A 24,960-nucleotide genomic window follows, 5' to 3' on the forward strand; every position below is an offset into this window, starting at 1 on the left:
CCGATGGGCTTAAAACACCTCTTTGAAAAAATGGAGCCGCACTTTACCGAAGGGAAGCTCAAAAAGTACTACCCGTTGTACGAAGCAACGGCGACCATTTTCTATACGCCGGGTCTGGTGACGAAGGGGGCGGCGCACGTTCGTGACGCCATCGACCTTAAACGGATGATGATTCTGGTCTGGTTTGCAGTCTTCCCGGCGATGTTCTGGGGGATGTACAACGTCGGTTTGCAGACCCTTCCGGCGCTGCACCACATGTACGATGCGCAGCAGCTGGCGCAGGTGCTTCAGTCTGACTGGCACTACCGCCTGGCCCAGTCGTTAGGGGTGAACTTCGCGCCAGACGCGGGCTGGATCAGCATGATGACGCTGGGCGCGGTGTTCTTCCTGCCGATTTACCTCACGGTATTTATCGTGGGTGGCTTCTGGGAAGTGCTGTTTGCCATCATCCGTAAACATGAGATCAACGAAGGTTTCTTCGTGACCTCGATTCTGTTTGCCCTGATTGTCCCGCCAACCTTACCGCTCTGGCAGGCGGCGCTGGGCATCAGTTTTGGCGTGGTCATTGCTAAAGAAATTTTCGGCGGCACCGGGCGAAACTTCCTCAACCCGGCGCTGGCGGGACGAGCGTTCCTCTTCTTTGCCTATCCGGCGCAAATCTCAGGCGATCTGGTCTGGACGGCGGCAGACGGTTTTTCCGGCGCGACGCCGCTTTCTCAGTGGGCGGCACACGGCGGCGAAACGCTGGTGAACAACGCGACGGGTCAGCCCGTGACCTGGTTTGATGCCTTTATTGGCAACATTCCCGGCTCTATCGGTGAAGTCTCGACGCTGATGATTTTGCTTGGCGGGGCGATCATTCTGTTTGGGCGCGTGGCCTCCTGGCGGATTGTTGCAGGCGTGATGATCGGCATGGTGCTGACCGCCACGATGTTCAACCTTATCGGTTCGTCCACTAACCCGATGTTTTCCATGCCCTGGTACTGGCATCTGGTGCTGGGGGGCTTCGCGTTCGGCATGATGTTCATGGCGACGGACCCCGTCTCGGCCTCGTTTACCGATAAAGGTAAATGGAGCTATGGCGTGCTCATTGGCGCGATGTGTGTCCTGATCCGCGTGGTCAACCCGGCGTATCCGGAAGGGATGATGCTGGCGATTCTGTTTGCCAATCTGTTTGCGCCACTCTTCGATTACCTGGTGGTGCGGGCCAACATCAAGCGGAGGAAGGCGCGTGGCTGAAGTCAAAAATAACGACAGCATCAGCAAAACGCTGCTGGTGGTGCTGGTGCTCTGTCTGGTCTGCTCCATTGTCGTGGCCGGTTCTGCCGTTGGGTTAAAACCCCTGCAGCAGGAGCAACGTGCCCTGGATAAACAGCGCAACATTCTGGCCGTGGCCGGACTGATGCAGGAGGGGATGAGCGCAGATGAGGTTTCGGCCGTCTTTGCCGAACGAATTTCCGCGCGTCTGGTGGATTTAAAAACCGGCCAGCTGCTGGATAAAGACCCGGCAACCTTCAACCAGGCTCTGGCGCTAAAAGATCCGCAGATGAGCCTGACGCTCGAGGCATCGCAAGACCCCGCCGGGATTAAGCGCCGCAGTAATCTCGCCGAAATTTACCTGGTGCGTGACCACCAAAAACGCATTCAGGAAGTGGTGCTTCCTGTCTACGGCAACGGTCTGTGGTCAATGATGTATGCCTTTGTGGCCCTTGATACGGATGGCCGCACCGTTAAAGGCATTACGTATTATGACCAGGGCGAAACGCCGGGACTGGGCGGCGAAGTGGAAAACCCGAACTGGCGGGCACAGTTTGTCGGCAAGAAAGTGCTCGACGATAACGGTCTGCCTGCGCTGAAGGTGATGAAAGGAGCGGCACGTCCGGGTGACGACTACGCGGTCGACGGGCTTTCCGGCGCCACGCTCACCTCAAACGGCGTGCAGCACAGTTTTGATTTCTGGATGGGTGAGCTGGGCTTTGGTCCTTTCCTGAAAAACGTACGTGAAGGAGCGCTGAACAATGGCTGATACCGGTGAACTGAAAGAAGTGAAAAAGGTGCTCATTGGCCCACTGCTCGCCAATAACCCGATCACGCTGCAGGTGCTGGGCGTCTGTTCAGCCCTGGCGGTGACGACCAAGCTGGAAACGGCGGTGGTAATGACGCTGGCCGTCACGCTGGTTACGGCGTTTTCGAGCATGTTTATCTCGATGATCCGCCACCACATTCCCAACAGCGTGAGGATCATCGTGCAGATGGCGATCATCGCCTCGCTGGTGATCGTGGTCGATCAGCTGCTGCGCGCCTTCGCCTATGAAACCTCCAAACAGCTCTCGGTGTTTGTCGGGCTGATTATCACCAACTGTATCGTCATGGGGCGTGCGGAAGCCTACGCCATGAAAATGCCGCCTCTGGCGAGCTTTATGGACGGTATCGGCAACGGTCTGGGCTACGGCGCGATCCTGCTGACCGTGGGGTTCCTGCGCGAGCTGATTGGCAGCGGCAAGCTGTTTGGCATTACGGTGCTGGACACGGTGCAAAACGGCGGCTGGTATCTGCCAAACGGCCTGTTCCTGCTGGCCCCTAGCGCATTTTTCATTATCGGTTTGCTGATCTGGCTGATTCGTACGTTGAGACCAGAGCAGCAGGAAAAGGAGTAACCGACAATGGCTCATTACCTGAGTTTGTTTGTGCGCGCGGTGTTTGTTGAAAACATGGCGCTCGCGTTTTTCCTCGGCATGTGCACGTTCCTTGCGGTTTCCAAAAAGGTGTCGACGGCATTTGGTCTCGGTATCGCGGTCACCGTGGTGTTGGGGCTTTCGGTTCCGATTAACAATCTGGTGTACAACTTCGTGCTGCGGGATGGCGCGCTGGTGGAAGGGGTTGATCTCAGCTTCCTGAACTTCATCACCTTTATCGGGGTGATCGCGGCGCTGGTGCAAATCCTGGAGATGATCCTCGATAAGTACTTCCCGTCGCTGTACAACGCGCTGGGGATCTTCCTCCCGCTGATCGCGGTGAACTGCGCCATCTTTGGCGGCGTCTCGTTTATGGTTCAGCGTGATTACAACTTCAGTGAATCCGTGGTGTACGGTTTCGGCTCCGGTATCGGCTGGATGCTGGCGATTGTCACCATGGCGGGGATCCGCGAGAAAATGAAATATGCCAACGTGCCTGCGGGTCTGCGTGGCTTAGGGATCACCTTTATCACCACCGGTCTGATGGCGCTGGGCTTTATGTCCTTCTCCGGTGTGCAGCTATAAGGGCTAACAGATGGAAATTATTCTTGGCGTGGTGATGTTCACGCTGATCGTACTGGTGCTGTCAGGACTCATTCTGGCGGCGCGGGCGAAGCTGGTGAATTCCGGCGACGTGGTGATTGATATTAATGACGATCCGCAGAATCAGATCCGCACGCCGGCGGGAGATAAACTGCTCAATACGCTCTCCGGTAACGGTATTTTTGTCTCCTCAGCCTGCGGCGGCGGCGGCTCCTGCGGGCAGTGCCGCGTGACGGTAAAAGAGGGCGGTGGCGATATTCTGCCCACCGAGCTGGCGCATATCACTAAGCGTGAGGCAAAAGAGGGCTGCCGTCTGGCCTGCCAGGTCGCGGTGCGTCAGAACATGAAGATTGAACTGCCGGAAGAAATTTTCGGCGTCAAAAAATGGGAATGTGAAGTTATCTCTAATGATAACAAAGCCACCTTTATCAAAGAGCTGAAGCTGCGCGTACCGGAAGGGGAAGATGTCCCGTTCCGCGCCGGCGGATACATTCAGATTGAGTGTCCTGAGCATACCGTAGCATATGCGGACTTCGACGTTCCGCAGGCGTACCGCGCCGACTGGGACAAATTCAATCTCTTCCGCTTTGTATCAGAGGTAAAAGAGCCGACGCTGCGCGCCTACTCAATGGCCAACTACCCGGAGGAGAAGGGCATTATCATGCTCAACGTGCGTATCGCCACGCCGCCACCGAATGTGCCGGATGCGCCGCCGGGCGTGATGTCATCATACATCTGGTCCCTGAAGCCGGGCGATAAGGTGACCATCTCCGGTCCGTTCGGGGAATTCTTCGCGAAAGATACCGACGCGGAGATGGTCTTTATCGGCGGCGGTGCCGGTATGGCCCCGATGCGCTCGCACATTTTTGACCAGCTCAAGCGGCTCGGCAGCAAGCGTAAAATCAGCTTCTGGTACGGGGCGCGCTCGCTGCGCGAAATGTTCTACGACGACGAGTTTGAACAGCTGGCGCGTGAAAACCCGAACTTTACCTTCCACGTGGCGCTTTCCGATCCGCAGCCGGAAGATAACTGGACGGGCTATACGGGGTTCATTCACAACGTGCTGTATGAAAACTACCTCAAACAGCACCCGGCGCCCGAGGACTGCGAGTTCTATATGTGTGGTCCGCCGATGATGAACGCCGCCGTGATTAAGATGCTGAAAGATCTCGGCGTCGAAGATGAGAACATCATGCTTGATGACTTTGGAGGCTGATGATGCTGACGTTTCTGGCAACCTTTGTGGTTTTTGTGCTTGTCATCTTCGGCATGTCGTTAGGCTGGATCGTTAAGCGGAAAAGCATTCAGGGCAGCTGCGGCGGTATTTCCTCCATTGGTATGGAGAAGGTCTGCGACTGCCCGGAACCGTGCGACGCCCGCAAAAAACGCATGGCGCGCGAGCAGCAGCGCATTATTTAAGTTTTTGTAGGCCGGGTAAGGCAACGCCGCCACCCGGCATTCTTACATCTGCTTCTCAATCCTCATTTGTTTACTGTATACTTATCCAGTGATGAGTGAGGGCTTACTATGCGCAAAATAATCCATGTTGATATGGACTGCTTTTTTGCCGCAGTGGAGATGCGAGACAACCCGGCGCTGCGGGATATTCCCATCGCCATTGGCGGCAGCCGCGTTCAGCGTGGTGTCATCAGCACCGCCAACTATCCTGCGCGCAAATTTGGCGTGCGAAGCGCAATGCCGACGGCGATGGCCTTAAAGCTTTGCCCTCATCTCACGCTTCTGCCCGGGCGGTTTGACGCCTATAAAGAGGCTTCCCTTCATATTCGGGAAATTTTCTCCCGCTATACCTCTCTGATAGAGCCGCTGTCGCTGGACGAAGCCTATCTGGATGTGACCGACAGCGTGCACTGCCACGGCTCCGCCACGCTGATGGCGCAGGAGATCCGCCAGACGATTTTCAACGAGCTGAATCTGACGGCATCGGCGGGTGTGGCGCCCGTTAAATTCCTTGCCAAAATCGCCTCGGATTTAAATAAGCCCAACGGCCAGTACGTCATTACGCCGGAAGAGGTGCCTGCATTTTTAAAAACGCTGCCGCTTGGCAAAATCCCCGGCGTCGGTAAAGTCTCCGCCGCAAAGCTGGAAAGCATGGGGTTACGCACCTGCGAAGACGTGCAGCGAAGCGATCTCGCGATGCTGCTTAAGCGCTTCGGGAAGTTTGGCCGCGTGCTGTGGGAGCGCAGCCAGGGGATTGACGATCGCGATGTGAACAGCGAACGGCTACGGAAATCCGTCGGCGTTGAGCGTACCCTCATTGAAGATATTCATGACTGGTCCGAGTGCGAATCTATTATCACGGAACAGCTCTACCCGGAGCTGGAACGACGCTTAAGCAAGGTGAAGCCGGACCTGCTCATCGCCCGTCAGGGCATCAAGCTCAAATTCAACGATTTCCAGCTGACCACGCAGGAACACGTTTGGCCGCGTCTGAATAAAGACGATCTTATCGCGACGGCAAAAAAGGCATGGGAAGAACGCCGGGGTGGGCGAGGGGTGAGGCTGGTGGGATTGCACGTCACGCTGCTGGATCCGCAGTTAGAGCGACAACTGGTATTGGGATTGTAAAAAAGCCCGGAGCGCTACGCTTACCGGGCCTGGGTTTTTCACCCTCTTCCACAGGAAGAGGGTTGGGATGAAGATGTTACTTCGCAGGGATCGCTTTCAGCAGTTCAGTCAGCAGCGTCCAGTAGTGACCGACGCTTTCGATATGAACCTGCTCATCCGGCGAGTGCGGACCGGTAATGGTTGGCCCGATAGATACCATGTCCATGTCCGGGTACGGTTTCTTGAACAGACCGCATTCCAGACCCGCGTGGATCACCTGAATGTTCGGCGTGCTGTTGAACAGACGCTGATAGGTTTCACGCACCAGCGCCATCACCGGAGAGCTTGCATCCGGCTGCCAGCCCGGGTAGCTGCCTTTGGCTGAGGTTTTTGCTCCCGCCAGCGTGCCCAGAGATTCCAGCATGCTCACCACATACTCTTTACCGCTGTCGATAAGGGAACGGATCAGGCAGATGATCTCCGCGCTGTCTTCGCTCATGGTTACCACGCCCACGTTCAGTGAGGTCTCCACCACGCCTTTCGCCACGTCAGAGTTGCGGATCACGCCGTTTGGCGTCGCGTTCAGCAGCTGAACGAAGGTGTCACGAGACTTCGCGGTCAGCGCGGCTTTATCCGTGGAGACGGATTCCAGCACCACGGTCAGGTTCTTCTCTTTCGCCGACAGTTCGTTTTTCAGGATATCCAGGTATACGGTGGAGAGTTTTTTCAGCTCGTCCGCTTTTGCCGCTGGCACTGCCACGGTGGCGAAGGCTTCGCGTGGGATCGCGTTGCGCAGGGTACCGCCGTTGAAGTCTACCAGACGCAGATCCAACTCGGCCGCATGGCCTGCCAGGAAGCGGGCCAGCAGCTTGTTGGCGTTGCCCAGACCCAGATGAATATCACCGCCGGAGTGGCCGCCTTTCAGACCTTTCAGCGTCAGCTTGAAGGTCTGGAAACCGGCAGGGATCGCTTCGCGTGACAGCGGCAGGGTAGAGATGAAATCAATCCCGCCCGCGCAGCCCATGTAGATCTCGCCTTCTTCTTCGGAGTCGGTGTTGATCAGGATATCCGCCTGCAGCCAGTTCGCCTGCAGACCGAACGCCCCGTCCATGCCCGCTTCTTCGGTCATGGTCAGCAGCACTTCCAGTGGACCATGCTCAACGCTGTCGTCAGCCAGCACGGCCAGCGCAGAGGCCATACCGATGCCGTTATCCGCGCCCAGGGTGGTGCCGCGCGCTTTCACCCAGTCACCGTCGATGTACGGCTGGATCGGGTCTTTGGTGAAGTCGTGAACGGTGTCGTTGTTCTTCTGTGGCACCATGTCCAGGTGCGCCTGCAGCACAACCGGTTTACGGTTTTCCATGCCTGCGGTGGCGGGTTTGCGGATCAGAATGTTGCCAACCTGGTCACGTTCCGCATGCAGACCTTTTTCCTTCGCCCAGCCCATAATATGTTCGGCAAGCTGTTCTTCATGGTAGGAAGGGTGTGGAATGGAGCAGATTTTGGCAAAAATATCCCACAGCGGCTGCGGAGATAGTTGAGACAGTTCAGACACGATAAGTCTCCTTGTCGAGGCGCTGCAAACAGGGTTGCAGGTCACAGGGTTAGCAGGTTAATAGTTACCACAAGTCAGGCTTGCGAGATGAAACTGAGAATACCACTTTCTCTGCTGGCTGGTAGCATAAAGCATGTAAAAACTCAGGCTGAGGGCGCTAAACACTGGTTTTTAGTGCGTCAGATCTCTATAATCTCGCGCAACCTATTTCCCCCTCGAACACTTTTTAAGCCGTATAAAAACAGGCTGGGACACTTCACATGAGCGAAAAATACGTCGTCACCTGGGACATGTTGCAGATTCACGCACGCAAACTGGCTGCGCGTCTGATGCCTTCCGAACAGTGGAAAGGCATTATTGCCGTCAGCCGTGGCGGTCTGGTACCGGGGGCGCTGCTGGCACGTGAGCTGGGTATTCGTCATGTCGATACCGTCTGCATCTCCAGCTATGACCATGATAACCAGCGTGAGCTGAAAGTGCTGAAACGCGCGGAAGGCGACGGTGAAGGCTTCATCGTTATTGATGACCTGGTGGATACCGGCGGTACCGCGGTGGCTATCCGTGAAATGTATCCGAAAGCCCATTTCGTCACTATCTTCGCGAAACCTGCTGGTCGCCCGCTGGTTGACGATTACGTGATTGATATCCCTCAGGATACCTGGATTGAACAGCCATGGGATATGGGCGTGGTCTTCGTGCCGCCGATTTCAGGCCGTTAATACCAGTACGTAACTTTACACGCCCGGCTATGCCGGGCGTTGTTCTTTTTGGCCTGCCACGCGTTACAATAGTCTTCATATGACGTATTCATGGAGGCAACGCAATGACGCAGGCGAATCTCACCGAGACACTTTTCAAACCCCGTTTCAAACACCCTGAAACGTCGACGCTGGTGCGTCGCTTTAATCCGGGGACCCAGCCTGCCGTCCAGTCCGCGTTAGACGGTAAAAACGTGCCCCACTGGTATCGTATGATTAACCGCCTGATGTGGGTCTGGCGCGGTATCGATCCTCGTGAAATCCTTGATGTGCAGGCGCGTATCGTGATGAGTGAAGCCGAGCGCACCGACAGCGAACTCTATGATACGGTGGTGGGTTATCGGGGGGGAAACTGGATCTACGAGTGGTCTAAACAGGCGATGCTCTGGCAGCAAAAAGCCACCCAGGAAGAGGATGCCACGCGCAGCGGCAAGCACTGGCTGCATGCGGCCAATCTCTACGCCATTGCCGCGTATCCACATCTGAAAGGTGATGAGCTGGCTGAGCAGGCACAGGCGCTGGCGAATCGCGCTTACGAAGAGGCGGCTCAACGCCTGCCGGGCCAGATGCGCGAACTCGAGTTTACCATTCCGGGCGGGTCATCCATTACCGGGTTCCTGCATATGCCTGAAGGTGAAGGTCCGTTCCCGACCGTCCTCATGTGCGGGGGGCTGGATTCGTTGCAGATCGATTATTACAGCCTGTATGAGCGTTACTTCGCACCAAAAGGGATCGCGATGCTGACGCTGGATATGCCCTCAATTGGCTTCTCATCCAAATGGAAACTGACTCAGGATTCCAGCCTGCTGCATCAGCATGCGCTAAAAGCACTGGAAAACATTCCGTGGGTTGACCACAACCGCGTGGCGGCATTTGGCTTCCGCTTTGGCGCAAACGTCGCGGTGCGTCTGGCTTACCTTGAGTCCTCCCGCCTGAAAGCCGTCGCTTGTCTTGGTCCGGTCGTTCACGCCCTGCTCAGCGATCCCGCACGCCAGGGGAGCGTGCCTGAAATGTACCTTGATGTGCTGGCCAGCCGTCTTGGCATGCATGATGCATCAGACGAAGCGCTGCGCGTGGAGCTCAATCGCTACTCGTTAAAAACGCAAGGGCTGCTGGGACGCCGCTGCCCAACGCCGATGCTGTCGGGTTTCTGGAAAAACGATCCGTTCAGTCCGGAAGAAGAGTCGCGCTTAATCACGTCGTCATCTGCGGATGGCAAACTGCTTGAGGTGCCGTTCAGCCCGGTCTATCAGAATTTCGATAAAGCACTGAAAGAGATTACGCGCTGGATCGCTCAGAGATTGTGTTAATAGATTGCTAAATTTCGCTGGTTTGGTAAAACAGTGGCTTCACAAAAGGAGATCGCAATGACGTTACCGAGTGGACACCCGAAAAGTAGATTGATTAAGAAGTTCATGGCTCTTGGCCCGTATATTCGAGAAGAGCAGTGTGAAGAGAATCGCTTTTTTTTCGACTGCCTGGCTGTATGCGTCAACGTGAAGCCTGCACCCGAAAAACGTGAATTCTGGGGCTGGTGGATGGAAATGGAAGCAGAGGAAAAACGCTTTACGTATAGCTACCAGTTTGGTCTGTTTAATAAAGACGGCAACTGGCAGGCGACCACCATTAAAGATCAGGAAGTGATTGACCGCCTGGAATACACCCTGAAAGAGTTCCACGATAAGGCACGCGCACTGCTGGCGACTTTAGATCTCAAGTTCGAGCCAGCGGATGACTTTTCCAGCGAAGCGGTGAAGCTGACTGCCTGATAGCGTCACAGCGCCGGGTGGCGGCTTCGCCTTACCCGGCCTACAGAATGCACTATCCCGTAGGCCCGGTAAGCGCAGCGCCACCGGGCAAAAAAAATCCCGGCTTGTCTGCCGGGATTTTCTTATTCGGATAATCTTAGAACTGGTAGGTCATACCCAGAGCAACAATGTCATCGCTGCTCACGCCCAGTTTATTTTTGTCGTCAATCTGGTTGATTTTATAATCAACAAACGCGGACATATTTTTGTTGAAGTAATAGGTCGCGCCAACGTCAATATATTTCACCAGATCTTCGTCACCAATACCTTCGATATCTTTGCCTTTAGACTGGACATAACCCAGGGAAGGACGCAGACCGAAATCGAACTGATATTGTGCGACGACTTCAAAGTTCTGCGCTTTATTGGCAAACCCGCCAGAAATTGGCGTCATATTACGGGTTTCTGAATACATCGCTGCCAGATAAATATCGTTCGCGTCATATTTCAGACCGGTAGCCCAGGCTTCGGCTTTCTGACCCTGGCCACGCGCCAGCAGGTTCTGCGCATTGGTGCGGTCAGAGCTGGTGTAAGCGCCGCTGACGGCGAAATCGCTGCCGCCAAAGTCATAGCTCAGAGAGGTACCAAAACCGTCACCGTTCTGTTTCTTGGCGTCACGGTTTTCGTTTTTGCCCTGGTACTGCAGGGTCATGTCCAGGCCGTCAACCGCGCCGAAGAAGTCGGTGTTACGGTAGGTAGCAAGACCGGTCGCACGCTTGGTCATGAAGTTATCGGTCTGCGCGGAAGAGTCGCCGCCGAACTCAGGGAACATGTCGGTCCATGCTTCGACGTCATACAGGGCACCCAGGTTACGACCGTAATCCAGAGAACCAAAGTTTTTCAGCTTCAGGCCCGCGAACGCCAGACGGGTTTTCTGAGAGGAGTCGCTCTCGGCTTTGTTACCCGCAAATTCAGATTCCCAACGACCATAGCCCGTCAGCTGATCGTTAATCTGGGTTTCGCCTTTAAAACCGAAACGAACGTAAGTCTGATCGCCATCTTTGGTGGCATCATCGCTGATGTAGTGCATGGCTTTCACTTTGCCGTACACGTCCAGCTTATTACCATCTTTATTATAAACTTCAGCTGCGTGAACGGATGCAGAAGCCACTACGCCCATAACCATTAATGCCAGAGTGCTCTTTTTCATTTTCGATCCTGTCTTATAAACGCGCTAAAAAATTCGCTGGACGATAAGCTCATGCTTAAGTCCCGTGAAAAAACAGGAAGGGTTTTATCGTTCTGGAATGAAACTTTTATGACAAACTAAGAATAATTTTAAAAAACTGTGATTTATTATTTCGGTAATAAAAGTGTCAAATTCTCCCGCTACGCTTCCTGATCCCGCGCAACAAAGTGTTTCGCGATGTGCTAAGGCAGTTGGCAACGGGGCTGACTCCTGCTAAAACGTTCGTTCGACATTACTTTCCCTTATCGTTGAACGGCAGAGAATCATGAGTGACAGCCAGACGCTGGTGGTAAAACTCGGTACCAGTGTTTTAACAGGCGGATCGCGCCGCCTAAATCGCGCCCACATTGTTGAGCTTGTACGTCAGTGCGCTCAGTTACATGCCGCAGGGCATCGTATTGTGATTGTGACCTCCGGGGCGATTGCCGCCGGGCGTGAACACCTGGGTTACCCCGAACTCCCCGCGACGATCGCCTCCAAACAGCTGCTGGCCGCCGTGGGACAAAGCCGACTCATTCAACTCTGGGAACAGCTGTTCTCTATCTATGGCATCCACGTCGGACAGATGCTGCTGACGCGTGCGGATATGGAAGACCGAGAGCGCTTCCTGAACGCCCGCGATACCCTGCGCGCGCTGCTGGACAACAATATCGTTCCGGTCATTAATGAGAACGATGCCGTTGCTACCGCTGAAATCAAAGTGGGTGATAACGATAACCTCTCTGCGCTGGCCGCCATTCTGGCCGGCGCCGATAAATTACTGCTTCTGACCGATCAGCAGGGGTTGTTCACTGCCGATCCGCGCTCCAACCCGGAAGCCGAGCTGATTACCGACGTTCACGGTATCGACGATGCGCTGCGCGCCATCGCCGGTGACAGCGTGTCCGGCCTCGGAACGGGCGGCATGGGGACCAAGCTGCAGGCCGCCGACGTGGCGTGCCGCGCCGGTATCGACACCATCATTGCCGCGGGCAGCCGTCCTGGCGTGATTGGCGACGTGATGGAAGGCATCTCCGTTGGCACCCGCTTCCACGCTCAGGAATCTCCTCTGGAAAACCGTAAGCGCTGGATATTTGGCGCGCCGCCTGCGGGTGAACTCGTCGTCGATGAAGGGGCAACCGCCGCGATTCTGGAACGAGGAAGTTCATTACTTCCTAAAGGAATTAAAAGCGTGACAGGCAACTTCTCCCGTGGTGAAGTGATCCGTATCCGTAACCTCGAAGGCCGCGACATCGCCCACGGCGTAAGCCGCTATAACAGCGATGCCCTGCGCCGCATCGCGGGTCACCATTCGCAGCAGATCGACGCCATTCTGGGCTATGAATATGGCCCGGTTGCCGTGCATCGCGATGACATGATTATTCGTTAAGGAGCCAGAACATGCTGGAACAAATGGGCGCCGCCGCGAAGGCCGCCTCTTATAAACTGGCGCTCCTTTCCAGCCGCGAGAAAAACCGCGTGCTGGAAAAAATCGCTGATTATCTGGAATCTCAGTCCCAGGAAATTTTGCTCGCCAACGAGCAGGATTTACTGGAAGCGCGCCGCAACGGTCTGAGCGAAGCCATGCTCGACCGCCTGGCGTTGACCCCGGCCCGTCTGAAAGGCATCGCCGACGATGTTCGTCAGGTCTGCAATCTGGCCGATCCGGTAGGGCAGGTGATTGACGGTGGGCTGCTGGACAGCGGTTTACGCCTGGAGCGCCGTCGCGTGCCGCTCGGCGTTATCGGCGTTATTTATGAAGCCCGTCCAAACGTGACGGTGGATGTCGCCTCCCTGTGCCTGAAAACCGGCAACGCCGCTATTCTGCGCGGTGGGAAAGAGACCTGGCGCACCAACGCCGCGACGGTGAAAGTCATTCAGCAGGCGCTGGAAGAGTGTGGCTTACCGGCGGGTGCCGTGCAGGCAATTGAGAGCCCGGACCGCGCGCTGGTCAACGAAATGCTGCGCATGGACAAATACATCGACATGCTGATCCCACGCGGTGGCGCGGGCCTGCACAAGCTGTGCCGCGAGCAGTCGACGATTCCGGTGATCACCGGCGGTATTGGCGTGTGTCATATCGTGGTAGACGACAGCGCTGAGATTGCTCCTGCGCTGAAGATTATCGTTAACGCGAAGACCCAGCGTCCTAGCACCTGTAACACCGTTGAAACGCTGCTGGTGCATCAGGACATAGCGAACACCTTCCTGCCGGCCCTGAGCAAACAGATGGCAGAGAGCGGCGTGACGCTGCATGCTGACGCCAGTGCGCTCGCACTGCTGCAGGATGGCCCGGCTAACGTCGTTCCCGTCAACGCGGAGCAGTACGACGACGAGTTCCTGTCACTGGATCTGAACGTGAAAATCGTGAGCGATCTCGACGACGCCATTGCGCACATCCGTGAGCATGGCACGCAGCATTCTGACGCCATCCTGACGCGTACGCTGCGCAATGCGGATCGCTTCGTGAACGAAGTGGATTCCTCTGCGGTGTATGTGAATGCCTCCACCCGCTTCACCGACGGCGGCCAGTTCGGTCTTGGCGCTGAGGTGGCGGTCAGTACGCAGAAACTGCACGCGCGCGGTCCGATGGGACTGGAAGCGCTGACCACGTACAAGTGGATCGGCTTCGGCGACGATACGATTCGTGCGTAAATAATCACGGGTGATGCAAAAATAGCCGTTTGATTCAAAAGGGCATTGACGCATCACCCGGATAGATCTAACCTTTTGCCCCGTGGTTACATTCGTAACCGGCCTCTCAGGGCCGATATAGCTCAGTTGGTAGAGCAGCGCATTCGTAATGCGAAGGTCGTAGGTTCGACTCCTATTATCGGCACTCACACAACAAAATCCTTTAAAAATAATGACTTGAGACGATTATCGATCTCAAGGTACAGTCTTTTTTTAAGGGATTCTATGACCAACAGTTGCCGCTATGGTTAACAGTGGCTATTCAGGGATGTTAGCACGTAGCGGCCTGTAGTTGTAAAGCTCGAACAGGTACAAGGCGTGAACAGTCTATACGAACCGCTATCAACTCGAAGCTGATGACGCTGCCAACGTCTCTAAATCCTCCCGAAACAGATTGATCACACGCATTTAAGCCCGATGTGCGGTCTTGTGGCTGCGTAAACAGGTGAATAGTGGTAATGCCCCGGTAGCTACAGATCCGGCTCTGCCAGCGCTTCGCTCACGCTCCGAAAGGTACACGAGCACCCTGATAAGGTGTGATCCCTCTGACAATCTGATTTGGTCACTGGTGACTTTCGCAAAGCGAAACCAACTAGGTTGGCCTGATGAAGTCGTTACGCTCCGCTTGTTGCTTGTACCACTAACGGGGCTTTATGGCTTCTATTGTCTGAAGTTAAATGTATATCATTAGGAAAAGTGCGGGAGACATAGCTCCCGCACTCATGGCTGTTAAGGTAAGTATCTGAGGATTTCAGCAGCCCAGTTTCTTCGATGAATTACTCTGGCGCGGTGCAAATTTCCATCTAATATCTCAGCTTTAGTTAGCTGGGATAATTGTTGCCAATCGTTGTTAAAAATATAGGTTGCGTTGTTACATTGCGAGCTTTCCAATACGTAGGTATTGTGATTGGGAAACCCAAAAATTACATATCCCTGGAAGCCAGCTCTTCCGACAGCAACAAAATCAGGTTCCTTACTGTTAATGAGTTCAAGTCTACCCTCTACAACAGCAGCATTTCCTTTTCCTCTCGGTTTGATAGCTGACATAATTTGCGAACCAATGGTGGTCCAAGGATATTGTCCTTGAGGGAGGAGACTCCAGTTTAGTTTTATAGATTGAGTAGTAACGATAGTGTTGAGATCTTCGTCAACAACTTCGCAAAGACCAAATAACTCTAAAAACAAGTTAACGCAATGTGTTACAAGGTCTTTGTTTTCTTCTGTCAAAGTCAACTTAGGTGAAATCACTAGCTTTTGACCATTCAAGTTTTCAACAATTTTCAACTCGATACTTGGTGGTGGAGTGAAAATCCTCTGGTAACGTTGATACTCCATTTCTCGAGTCTCAGTGACCTCTTCAGTCTCGCCTCTACCAACCCATTTTTTCCATGTCCATGATACCTGCCGATAAGCTGTTTCTTTAGGCAACGTTTTGTCTGGCACTGATTTCCCGTTGGCGTTGAAGCGAGTTATTGCACCAACGATGTGAGGAAGAACTTCCTCTCCAAGAGATTGGTTAGCAGTGAACCCAATTGATTGCCCCTTTTGTTGGCTTGGCAGTGCATGAGCGATAAATACATCTCTGCCATCAAAAACAGTGATGTAGTTGTTGATGTTTCTAATTCGCTTCTTCTGAATAAGCATGGTAATTCCTTTTGCGTAAAAACTTATGGTTTACACAACCAACCAAGCCTGGCACAATCAAGCCGTCAGAAATGATGGCGAGGCTAACTATCGTTATGAGTCTGCAAACTCACGGTGGTCATGCTTCAAGGACCGGGTTCATAAATTGAATCCGGTTTTTTTATGCCTACGTATTACATACGGGCACTACATATAGGGGTTTTGAATCAGTTATCCCCTATATGGTGAGTATTCTAGTATCGAAACTTTTCAGCACAAGGGTTGATTTTGACGTTAAATTGAGGTTGTGAAAGGGTAAAAATGCAAAACCCTACACAGCATAAGGCTTGGAAGACATGTCAATAATTAAGAAAAAAAATTCAAAATTTGATCGAGTGCTGATTTCTTCAACGGGAGGGCAGAATTGCGCAACATGATGTCGTGCAATCTCTATAAGAATTTCTGATTACGTTAGTCGTTTTGGTGGTTGGATATAACATATAGTTAAAATCTAAGTGTGCGAAAGGATGTGACTAAGAATGACCTTTACAGCCCATGCTCATGTAAAGACCTATAGCGGCTTCAATCCTTTTTAAATCCTAATAACTTGCTAATGATGTGGCTGCTGAGAAAAAAAACCAGTATCCCCACAATGATGGAAACTAATGTCTGTGCAGTCCTGTCCCCGTCTATCGAACTAAAGCGACGATCCACGAAAATAATAGTGCTCCAAGTTGTAATCAAAGGGATCACAATCATTAAGACCATCCTTAATGCGAGTAAGGGTTTTTTGATCGCTTGGAAGATTAAGCCAACTGTAACGTACAAAATGACTATCGAAAGCATGCCGTACGCAAAATCGCTGATTGGATACATTTACTTACCTGTCTAGTCGAGTCCTGTTCTTCAGTTTACATCCCTCTATCGAAAATGTACCCGTAACAGTTGGTGATCTGTTAGACCGTCAGCCCAGGCCCTCGGTGAAAAGCGCTTTTCTTCGCCAAATATCGCTACGTGATGCCTTCAGCGACACGCCTCACTGCAACAAGCAGTGCAGTTACACAATGCTGCTTTGGGCTGACGCAAGGGAGATAACTTGATGTTTTGAAGTGCCTGTGTTCACTAATTGTACAGCCATTTAACATATTGTATCTTGTGAGTACTTGACTGGAATAGTCAGGTATTGCTTTTCGGAGAGTTGTCGCGAAGCGGGGTACACGACAGTGATTTCATCAACAGAAGGAAAGCATTCGGGAGGATTTGAGGCGAGTTCTCTTGTTCAAGGATTTTGGATGAGTTTGTCTGGTCACCCCACAGCTTCAGGTTTCAGGCCTTTGATTTTGCCATGGCATCAAACGCCATAAAAGCACATTTTTCTATTCACCAGCAGACACAAAGCCACTTCAGCGACGTTACCACAACGGGTTAAAGGTCTGCCATCACTTGGCGAAAGTCATCGGCCTTGGCATGCTCTTCCGTCAGCACAGCCAGCTTTTGTGACAACAGCCACTGGGAAGTCATAAAGAAAAAAGCGAGGCGGCTCATTATTTCGCAAGATGTGCATTTTTTCCGACACTTATTCTCTTTTAAACTGGCTCGAACACCGGAAAATGATTGCGATGAAATTGCTCGATGCCGTATTGGCGCAAGGTCTCCAACCAGCGTTCGGCCACTGTGCGGCCTACCTGAAGCTCAAGCGCAGCCTCGCGCAACAGCAAGAACTCGGTGCGTAATGTGGTCGGCATAATGCCGGGGTCATCGGTGTTCACTAGCACACGCACCGGTCCTCGGCGCAATCCGTAAAGGTTGGCCGAAGCGCCGCTCTCCAGCACCGATTCGTCAGGTGGATACCAGCGGAAAATCGGGTGTTCGGCGTGTGATTTCAGTCGTGCAATATAGACATTGGACGTCGGGTTCGCCTCGATGATCAGCCCCAGCTTATCGTATTCAGTCAGTAGCCAGTCTTGCAGCGCGTGCATGAAGTCCAGCTCGGCCGGGGTGTCGATATCTTTCAAAATGTCTGTATCAATCTTGCGACCAAACTTGGAATGAAATCCGCCATGCGCAGCCGCTTCATCTCCCATGCACACAATTACTAAAGGCACATCTGTAACTTTCTCCAGCCATTTATGCCGCTCCTTATATAGCTGGCTCGCCAGCGTAGTGCTCTCGCTCAATTCTTGATGATCTGGCAAAGCGCACAGCTCTTGCGAAGTGATTTGCCAGCTATCACCAACCTCATTTAGGCGAAAGTGACAATTACGACGTAGCCACCATGCCTGATGCAGATCATCCGGTGTCGCATGACGCAAAGGCGCATCATCGCAACTGGCAGCAGAATTCAGACCTGCCTGCTGACTAGCAGCATCCAAGTCCATCAAATCCGGTACCTGCCACCAGCGCGACAAGCGCCAGAAACGTGCAATGCGACGCTCGAACAGAGGCAATACCTGCTGCGCCAGCGGGAGTACGGCACTCAGCACATTTGCGTGATGCCAAAGCCACACCAGATTATCCAGATGCTCGTCCAGTGGCAGTATCATCTCGCCCTGCCGTGCAACCCACTTTTTCGGGACTATGCCCAGCGCTAAGGCGTGGCCCAGCCGGTCGCCTTCGCGCATCTCACAAAAACGTACTGTCTCATCTATATGGCGCATGCCCGATGCCGGATGGGCGTAATCCTCGCCGGCATGAATACTCAGATGAAAGCCGGTGCTGGCACGCTCGCCATCCGACAGTGGTTTGAAGCCGCTACGCAGCCAACGCAGTACTGGCGCAAACCATTCAATTTTTAATGCGTTTTCATCACCTGCCACATCTAACCCACGAAACCATCTAGCCGGTTGGAAATGGAAATTTTGATTCTGTTTGCCGCCTAAAAACTCGGGTGCGTTCCAGCCGGAAGCACTTTGCAGATTGCGTATCAGCTTTTCAGCCTCTTTCCACAACTTCTTACCATTCGGCCTGGGGCGCTGATTTTGCTTGTGAGTTTGTGAACGAAAAAAGTGGCCACAGAATTGCCAGCGTTCCAGCGCCTGCATGGCGGCCAAAGCTTGCATATCCAGCAGGATATCAGATTCACCAAAAATGTAGGGGGGGCTTGGTAAGGACAAACTGGCATTAGCGAGCAGGCCGCAAGCGATCTTGCCGACAAACGCCGGCTTAAATGCCAGCGGCCCTGACTTGATCTCTGCCACATCAGTATAACCTGCCCACAATCGGCGCATATTCCCTTGATAGTCGCCGCCCCTACCGAGCGCTGATTGATAATAGCGCTCGGCAAAGCGTGTCAGCCCCTGCCCGTCCATTATCAGATTACTACGCAACTGGTTCACTGTCTGCCAGAAACACAAGATGGCCGTGCGTTGCAGTGGATGGGTATCAGGTTGGCAATAGCGGCGACAAAGATAGATATACAGCCACAACCAGCGATTGGCATCGCCACGCTTCATTGCCAATGCAAACTCGCTCAGCAGCCAATCCGCACTACCAACGTTGGTAGCATGTAGGCTAGCGGCAAGCAAATCCCAGTCTGGCTTGAGGGTAGGGGAGTGCATGGCAAGATTGAGCCGCGCCAGATGCTGCGGCCAACCTTCCGGACGACATGGCAGATTGTCCTTAGTATTTTGGGGCCGCTTGGTCTGCTCGTCGGGTTCCAGCAACAACACCAGCAGTTGCCGCGCGCGCTGCAACAGAGGCTCCAAGTTGTCGTGCTGTTCTCTCTGCCACGGAATCGCATTGTCGTCGAGTCTTAACTCGTCACCCGCCAGCAGATAATCGTCGAGAATCGCGCTATCGGTTGTGATCCCCCAGAAATGCACATGTCCCTCGGCAAACGGTAGTGATGAGTTTCCAGATGGGGCGAAAAATGCAGTCTGCGCGGACACCACGCGGCGGATGTCGTGTATCAGTGGCAGAGGCATGTCATTCAGCCACTGTGCTAAATGCCAGCCGGCCAACAACGTAGGGTCCAGCCCCGCTGCAAGGCGCACATACGCCTGCACCTCACTCTCAAGGTAGCACAACAAGTCGCCATTGCGCTGCAATAGCCTCTGTTGTAGCTCGTCCAGCCACGGCAGTTTTGGCGTCAGCAACAAATCACCATCAAGCATGCGCCCCATCAACTGGCGCACATCGGTCAGCCGGTGCTCGCGAGGATGGTGTGCCTCCACGCCCTCTACCAGCAAATGATAGAAATCATCCTGCAGTCGATGCCAATGGTCAGACTCCAGACCGTCAGCTGAATTTAGCAAGTGCTGCCACAGTCGTGCGGCTAATCTTTTATCGCCAAAAAAACACTCGGCGGCGTGTTCAGTCAAGGTGCGCTGGAGCATTACTCTGGTTCCTTGTCCTGACCTTGTCCTGTCGGCTGTACATTAGGTTGCGGCTGATTTGACGAATTTGGCGCTGGATCTTTAGACAATTCATCAAAAACCTCTTTTAGGAGTTTTGTGTACTTGCTATCACTTCCGAAATTAGCTGCCATATGATCATATATCGAACCTAATTTTTCTATTTGTTTTCTGGCTTGTGTTTTTATTGTCGTTTTATTTATATTCCTAGCGGTGATGCCAAGCTCTTCTCTCAAATATTTTTCAGCTCTAGCCTCAAGATTTTCCTCAGACTTAGGCCAATCCAAGTTGATTACCTCATCAATCCACTTCTTCAACGGGTGCTCTGCAAGCACAATGCTGACTGCCCTCAAAGAATTATTTTTATCAAAAGCTTCCAGTATTGGTTTGACGTTGACATTAAACTGATCATTGCTTGTGTAATTTTTTAGATTTTCAGGATTAATGTTGGTCGTTGCTATCACATTAGGCAAGCCAAACAGCTCACCCTTTTCAAAACTACCAAAGGCAAACCAAGTTGCGTAGAAACTGTGAGCTACCATATTTAGTGCCGTTCTGATACGTTTCATGCCATTTGGCACATACTCATCACTCGCCACCTGGCTATAGACTTTATTGAACACCTTGTAAACCAACCATGGCGCAAGATCAATTTGATTAACATGACAGGTCTCTCGCCACATTTCTATTTCTTGATGTAGTTTCTCTGCTATCAAATTTATATCGTACCCTGCGTTTTGAGGTTCTTCCGACCCTTCATCACCACTACCATTGGACTTATTTTCTTTTTCGTTAAAAGTGATTGTTTTAGTAGGTGCCAGTGCTGCCGTAGAAAAGAAAGGAGCCCGCCCCATTATTGCATGAATTCCTTCGACCGATAGCGGACCGACAATGCTGGAAATTAACAACTCAAACACCCGGCCTATATTCAGCAGCATGGTTTTCTTGGCGTTGGTGTAAAAATTATTCTGTGCCAGCAAGGAAATCAAAAAGCTTGCCTTTTTCCTTTGATCGACTTGCAAACCTTGTATTGAAAGGCTCTGAATCTCCTTGATGTAATCCCACCCTTTGCTTGAATTTACCCCAACTTCTGCCACTGGATACGGCAGAATAGTTTTCTGCAATTTAATACCGGCCAGCCACTCTTCAGGCAACCGTCCATTCAATAAAATCGGCCAAGCAGAAAGGTCATCCGCCTTGTCGAAAAGCTCAAAGTTGGCAGTAGCATGTGTAAGGGGCTGGAACAAGGGGGTGTCAAGAAGGCTGCGATGTTGTGAGGATGATGATTCGAACCACTCTTGCCAATGCAGTTTGGCAAGCAATATCAGATAGGCTGCACCGGCTTTAGGTTCAAAGCAGAAGTAATTCACCAGATTATGTGCAAACTCATTTCTTTTCTGCTTCGCTGCCTTATCAGCTTCATCCTGAAGCTTCGTTGTTTTATCAGCTTCATCCTGAAGCTTAGGAGGCATTTGCCAACTAATCCGCACCTTCAGCTCATCCTTAGCAGTACGAATTTCAGCTGGCAATTCCAGAATAAGATCATGACAATGCCTGATTAACTGCGACAAGGCACGGATAGAAGGTATTGGCAATGAGGGACGACTACTTTCAAATCCATTCACCGGGCCAGTCAAAAAGATCTCCAGCCAAGAAATGAAGTTAGCCAAAGGCATTGCATCATTTGCATTGCCGAGAGTAACTCTAGTGTCAGCCGCCTCTTCTCCAACTGGCCCCCACTGCCAATAACTGCTGACTTCCGGCATGGTCAAACGGCGAGGGAAAGGCAGGATCTTGCGTTGATACTCTGCTGCCAATTCTACGGCCCTTTCATAGGCTACTCTGCGACGGTAGCTGGAATCCTTGGTCAAGCGGCCATGAAAATCGCGCCAGGTTACCTCATCGTAAAGCGATCGATCGCCACAGACGATGGGCAACACATGAGGTGTGGCTAGATAACGGCGTACGATTTCGAGGTTTTCAAATGCACGATTCAACGAGGTATCGACATCGTCGATCGGCAGGATCAACAGCTGTTTGTCCAGCAAGCTCAACACTTCGCGGAAAAAATCTTGCACGCAGTCGGCTAGCTGCTTGTTGCTGTACATGGCACGTACCTTGTCCATGCCGTGACGTTCTTGTTGTGTCTCGACCGATTCCAGCGACTGGGCGAGTTTCTCCAGCGTCTGGTTCAGGCTACGGGCCTTATTCGGTGTAATCCGCTGCTGTTCTTTGACATCATTATCGTGAAGCACGGCGGCGACGATTATGTGTAGGAATAACGAGTCGCCATTTTCCAGCAGAGTTGGGTCTACCGGGTCAAGGATGTGGACATTTTTCAAGACGTCCCGATCTTTTAAATAGCTTTTCAGATTGACCAATACAGCAGTTTTACCTGTCCCGCGTGCGCCATCTATCGAGATGGCATTATGTTCGCGTAGCTCATTTAGCGACCTGCCTGTGGCGGCTTTTGCTTTTTGCACTGCTTCAATAATCATCCGTGCCAGCGGTTCATACACCTCACCACGAGGTAGAAGGGTGTTAGCGTCGGGCAAGACGGCGGATTCGCCAGTATTGAGGGGGATGTATCGCTTGTTCTGGCTCATGATCGGCACCTGGCTAGCGGATTTCTATAGGGCAAAATTAGAACCCTATTCTATCACGACAAATGCAAAAGACATTTACTGAACCCTACCGGTAAACCTTAAAACTACACTTTTTGAGGGGGGGTAACCAGGAAGATAAAACATAACTGATTTCTCCCTGAAGTTCGTCAACACGCCGTACGAATAGTTCTGGAGGACCAGAACATCTATAACTCACAATGGGCCGCTATCTGCACCATAGCACCAAAGATTGGCTGTACTCCCGACACATTACGTATCTGGCTCCTCCAGCAAGAATGCACGGATAATGGACAGGATATTGTGTTGGCTAACAGTGTACGCCAGCGGCAGAAAGAACTGGAGCGGTAAGTCCGGGAGCTGCGCCGCAGCAATGATATTCTGGGCCAGGCTTCGGTGTATTTTGCCCAATCAGAGCTTGACCGCCACTGCAAAAAAATGTCGCTTCTGGAAAATCTGTGCAGTGAGTACGGGGTTAGGCCAGTGGATATTAGGCGCAGCTATTTAGTGTTTAAAAAAACTCATCTTAAAGGTATCCTTGCATGAAAATACCAATCATGAAGATAGGCGAGCAAGTGGGCAGTGAACTGACGGAAAAAGATCTACTAGATAATGGTTTTTCACGTAAGCAATTATCTCGTCTGAAAGAGGTATTAAGCAGGAGTGAAAATGCTGGCGAAACGCTTTCAACTCTAGTGGATGATCTAAGTAAGCGTTTTTATGGTGGAGTGATTTGTCTGATCCTTATCCTGACACCGCTGATTTTCCTTCCCGTCTTTTATACTCTCTCTATGCTGGTATATTACCTACCTGTTGCATTTTTTGGCGTGATTGCAGTCTGGTATCTGATACCGCTAGGCCTTTCATGGAAAGCGCATAAGATTATGAAAGGCCGGTAGCGGGCTCACTGCGTTCTTTCGTTACTCTGCAACTGGTAAAGAGTGTGCCCAATTTTGGCGCCTTTCAACGTTGCTCCGGCGCCCTTAATCGCCAGAGCCGTCCGACTCATGGTGTTTACCTGTCTCATGAAGTCCGGGGCGAGATAACGGTACAGACGCCAGGCATCGGGCTTCAGAGTGAGTTTGAACATGCCATAATAGGACGTACTTAGATCTACCATCTGATAAGCAAGTAAACCCACTTTGCGGTCAAAGCCCAGAAATTCTGCCGAACCTTCAAAGCCATCACGCATAAAATTGATGGGTGACGCCTTTCCCGCCAACTTCTGGACACTCTCTGCTGCTGAAGATACGCCATTAAGTACCAGCGTTGCGCCAGCTATGATCCCAAGCATATTTCCGACCGGAACGGATGAGGCAATAACTCCAATACCGCCTGCAACCTGCAAACCGGAAATGACTACACCGATAAAATCGATGGCATAACCAAAGTATTTACCATTCTCTTCATAGATCCTGACTGATGCCGTGAGAACAGACTCACCTGTTCTGAGCATTCTGTCCTGAATCTTCAGATTATTATTTTCCTCGCGAATATTCTGGATACACAGCTGACATTCCTGTTCCGTCGCGCCATTCCTGATGGTTGCCAGTTGATATTTTCCAAAGTCACGCACATTGTCCTGAAAACGCATGCGTGTCAGAGCATCTTTAATATGAAATCCCGATACAGCGAGCGCTGTATTCATTAGTTGATTCACTTCTAATGAGGCCATTGTCAGGAAATAGCCAGAAAAGCGATTACCACCTGTATAGATATCCAATTCTTTCCCTCGAATCGTAATAAAACTGAGAACATATGGTAGCACATGCATTTCGGACAGCCGTTTTAACAGTATCCCTTGCTGCCAGCTACCTATCAAAGTATTTTAGTGCATTAGCCATTCCTCTCCTCCGACAGCCCCGACAAACCATCACACATCTCCTGCAACTCATTAAACATCCTTGCCACATGGAAGCCATCGCACACCGAATGATGCACCTGCACCGCGAGCGGCAACAGCACTTTTCCATCCTGTTCGTAGTATTTTCCAAACGTGAACATAGGCGAAAAGAAGTTCTTCATATGCGCAATGTTCATCGTAAAGTTCGTAAACGTTACCCACGGAATAGACGAGACGAAAAAGATATTTTCCCGGGACTCTTCCTTCGGCCAGTAAGAAAGGCTATTTCCATAGCGGGCCGTATCTTCTGCATACGTGTTCTGGAAGTGATGAATGTTGCCATCATAATGGCTCCACAGTGACGAAAACGTCTCCGTTTCAGGGTGGAAAATGGTGTAGCTGGGATGAACTTCATTCCATATGACAAGCTCATTGTCCTTCATGGCCATACGGAACTCAGGATGCCGGTTCATGATTTTAGACAGGAGAAAAATGATCGTCGGGTAAAACTTCCAGCCCACCGCTTTGATATGTTTTCGCAGCGCGGTAATGTCGATCAGAACGGTTTGGTTAATTGTGCATTCAGCGAATGACTGGAAGACTTCAAAATGCTCCTTCCTTGGCCAACGAGATAAATCAACAGGCGTATAGGCCGGGGCTGTTTTTTTCATTGTTTAACCTTTGATTATCAA

The 24,960-nt window shown here is 52.0% G+C and carries 20 protein-coding genes, 1 tRNA gene and 1 pseudogene; 15 read left to right on the plus strand and 7 right to left on the minus strand.

Annotation, left to right across the window (positions count from 1 at the left end; translation table 11 throughout):
* Positions 1-3 precede the first annotated feature (3 nt).
* From F3J31_RS17340 to dinB, 7 genes are all read left to right on the plus strand, one after another.
* The gene (locus F3J31_RS17340; protein ID WP_167214380.1) at positions 4-1,239 is read left to right on the plus strand and encodes an NADH:ubiquinone reductase (Na(+)-transporting) subunit B; all 1,236 of its coding nucleotides are present in this window, start codon (positions 4-6) and stop codon (positions 1,237-1,239) included.
* Positions 1,232-2,026 carry a Na(+)-translocating NADH-quinone reductase subunit C gene (locus F3J31_RS17345; protein WP_167214382.1) on the plus strand — a complete coding sequence of 265 codons (795 nt, stop codon included), beginning with the start codon at positions 1,232-1,234 and terminating at the stop codon, positions 2,024-2,026. Before F3J31_RS17340 ends, F3J31_RS17345 begins: the two co-directional genes overlap by 8 nt.
* On the plus strand, positions 2,019-2,657 hold the full coding sequence (locus tag F3J31_RS17350) for an NADH:ubiquinone reductase (Na(+)-transporting) subunit D (RefSeq protein ID WP_045330387.1): 639 nt from the start codon (positions 2,019-2,021) through the stop codon (positions 2,655-2,657). Before F3J31_RS17345 ends, F3J31_RS17350 begins: the two co-directional genes overlap by 8 nt.
* A gap of 6 nt (positions 2,658-2,663) precedes the next feature.
* Positions 2,664-3,260 carry an NADH:ubiquinone reductase (Na(+)-transporting) subunit E gene (gene nqrE / locus F3J31_RS17355; RefSeq protein WP_008500255.1) on the plus strand — a complete coding sequence of 199 codons (597 nt, stop codon included), beginning with the start codon at positions 2,664-2,666 and terminating at the stop codon, positions 3,258-3,260.
* A 10-nt stretch (positions 3,261-3,270) separates the two neighbouring features.
* The gene (gene nqrF, locus F3J31_RS17360; protein WP_032646969.1) at positions 3,271-4,494 is read left to right on the plus strand and encodes an NADH:ubiquinone reductase (Na(+)-transporting) subunit F; all 1,224 of its coding nucleotides are present in this window, start codon (positions 3,271-3,273) and stop codon (positions 4,492-4,494) included.
* Positions 4,494-4,697, plus strand: a complete 204-nt coding sequence (gene nqrM / locus F3J31_RS17365; RefSeq protein ID WP_023615899.1) for a (Na+)-NQR maturation NqrM — start codon at positions 4,494-4,496, stop codon at positions 4,695-4,697. The genes nqrF and nqrM overlap by 1 nt, the downstream gene beginning before the upstream one ends.
* Before the next feature lie 108 nt (positions 4,698-4,805).
* The gene (gene dinB / locus F3J31_RS17370) at positions 4,806-5,864 is read left to right on the plus strand and encodes a DNA polymerase IV (RefSeq protein WP_167214385.1); all 1,059 of its coding nucleotides are present in this window, start codon (positions 4,806-4,808) and stop codon (positions 5,862-5,864) included.
* Between the two features lie 76 nt (positions 5,865-5,940).
* On the opposite strand, the gene pepD is transcribed toward dinB, so the two are convergent.
* The gene (gene pepD / locus F3J31_RS17375; protein WP_167214388.1) at positions 5,941-7,398 is read right to left on the minus strand and encodes a cytosol nonspecific dipeptidase; all 1,458 of its coding nucleotides are present in this window, start codon (positions 7,396-7,398) and stop codon (positions 5,941-5,943) included.
* Between the two features lie 260 nt (positions 7,399-7,658).
* Between pepD and gpt the strand changes: the two genes are divergently transcribed.
* The 3 genes from gpt (at position 7,659) to crl (ending at position 9,925) form a co-directional block, all read left to right on the plus strand.
* Positions 7,659-8,117 (plus strand): xanthine phosphoribosyltransferase, encoded by a 459-nt coding sequence (gene gpt, locus F3J31_RS17380; protein WP_003863205.1) that lies wholly within the window; start codon positions 7,659-7,661, stop codon positions 8,115-8,117.
* Positions 8,118-8,221: 104 nt separating this feature from the next.
* Positions 8,222-9,466 (plus strand): esterase FrsA, encoded by a 1,245-nt coding sequence (gene frsA, locus F3J31_RS17385; RefSeq protein WP_167214390.1) that lies wholly within the window; start codon positions 8,222-8,224, stop codon positions 9,464-9,466.
* A gap of 57 nt (positions 9,467-9,523) precedes the next feature.
* A complete protein-coding gene (crl, locus tag F3J31_RS17390) occupies positions 9,524-9,925 on the plus strand; it encodes a sigma factor-binding protein Crl (protein WP_023310506.1) in 402 nt (133 codons plus the stop codon).
* A gap of 136 nt (positions 9,926-10,061) precedes the next feature.
* Here the strand turns inward: crl and phoE are convergent, their stop codons facing one another.
* Entirely contained in the window at positions 10,062-11,114 is a 1,053-nt protein-coding gene (gene phoE / locus F3J31_RS17395; RefSeq protein ID WP_167214393.1) for a phosphoporin PhoE, read from the minus strand.
* 304 nt (positions 11,115-11,418) lie between these two features.
* Between phoE and proB the strand changes: the two genes are divergently transcribed.
* The 3 genes from proB to F3J31_RS17410 all read left to right on the plus strand — a co-directional run bounded on the left by proB (position 11,419) and on the right by F3J31_RS17410 (position 13,971).
* Positions 11,419-12,522, plus strand: coding sequence for a glutamate 5-kinase (gene proB / locus F3J31_RS17400; protein ID WP_008501877.1), 1,104 nt, complete (start codon positions 11,419-11,421; stop codon positions 12,520-12,522).
* Positions 12,523-12,533: 11 nt separating this feature from the next.
* Entirely contained in the window at positions 12,534-13,787 is a 1,254-nt protein-coding gene (gene proA / locus F3J31_RS17405) for a glutamate-5-semialdehyde dehydrogenase (RefSeq protein WP_032646979.1), read from the plus strand.
* Positions 13,788-13,898: 111 nt separating this feature from the next.
* Positions 13,899-13,971 (plus strand) — tRNA-Thr (locus tag F3J31_RS17410).
* Between the two features lie 584 nt (positions 13,972-14,555).
* Here the strand turns inward: F3J31_RS17410 and F3J31_RS17415 are convergent.
* The 3 genes from F3J31_RS17415 to rdrA all read right to left on the minus strand — a co-directional run bounded on the left by F3J31_RS17415 (position 14,556) and on the right by rdrA (position 22,407).
* On the minus strand, positions 14,556-15,470 hold the full coding sequence (locus tag F3J31_RS17415; RefSeq protein WP_046092646.1) for a hypothetical protein: 915 nt from the start codon (positions 15,468-15,470) through the stop codon (positions 14,556-14,558).
* A 1,565-nt stretch (positions 15,471-17,035) separates the two neighbouring features.
* A complete protein-coding gene (gene rdrB, locus F3J31_RS17420) occupies positions 17,036-19,783 on the minus strand; it encodes an antiviral RADAR system adenosine deaminase RdrB (protein ID WP_046092644.1) in 2,748 nt (915 codons plus the stop codon).
* Positions 19,783-22,407 carry an antiviral RADAR system adenosine triphosphatase RdrA gene (gene rdrA, locus F3J31_RS17425; protein ID WP_046092643.1) on the minus strand — a complete coding sequence of 875 codons (2,625 nt, stop codon included), beginning with the start codon at positions 22,405-22,407 and terminating at the stop codon, positions 19,783-19,785. Before rdrA ends, rdrB begins: the two co-directional genes overlap by 1 nt.
* 183 nt (positions 22,408-22,590) lie before the next feature.
* Here rdrA and F3J31_RS23455 point away from each other — a divergent pair.
* Positions 22,591-22,911 (plus strand): annotated as a pseudogene (locus tag F3J31_RS23455) (IS3 family transposase); the annotation flags it as partial.
* Positions 22,912-22,967: 56 nt separating this feature from the next.
* Entirely contained in the window at positions 22,968-23,324 is a 357-nt protein-coding gene (locus tag F3J31_RS17430) for a hypothetical protein (RefSeq protein ID WP_240152774.1), read from the plus strand.
* Positions 23,325-23,329: 5 nt separating this feature from the next.
* Here F3J31_RS17430 and F3J31_RS17435 read toward each other — a convergent pair whose 3' ends face one another.
* Positions 23,330-24,100, minus strand: a complete 771-nt coding sequence (locus F3J31_RS17435; RefSeq protein ID WP_084832134.1) for a DUF4225 domain-containing protein — start codon at positions 24,098-24,100, stop codon at positions 23,330-23,332.
* Positions 24,101-24,261: 161 nt separating this feature from the next.
* Positions 24,262-24,939 (minus strand): type A chloramphenicol O-acetyltransferase, encoded by a 678-nt coding sequence (catA, locus tag F3J31_RS17440; protein ID WP_167214396.1) that lies wholly within the window; start codon positions 24,937-24,939, stop codon positions 24,262-24,264.
* Positions 24,940-24,960 lie beyond the last annotated feature (21 nt).

This window comes from Enterobacter sp. Acro-832, assembly GCF_011752745.1.
GTDB classification, from domain to species: domain Bacteria; phylum Pseudomonadota; class Gammaproteobacteria; order Enterobacterales; family Enterobacteriaceae; genus Enterobacter; species Enterobacter quasiroggenkampii.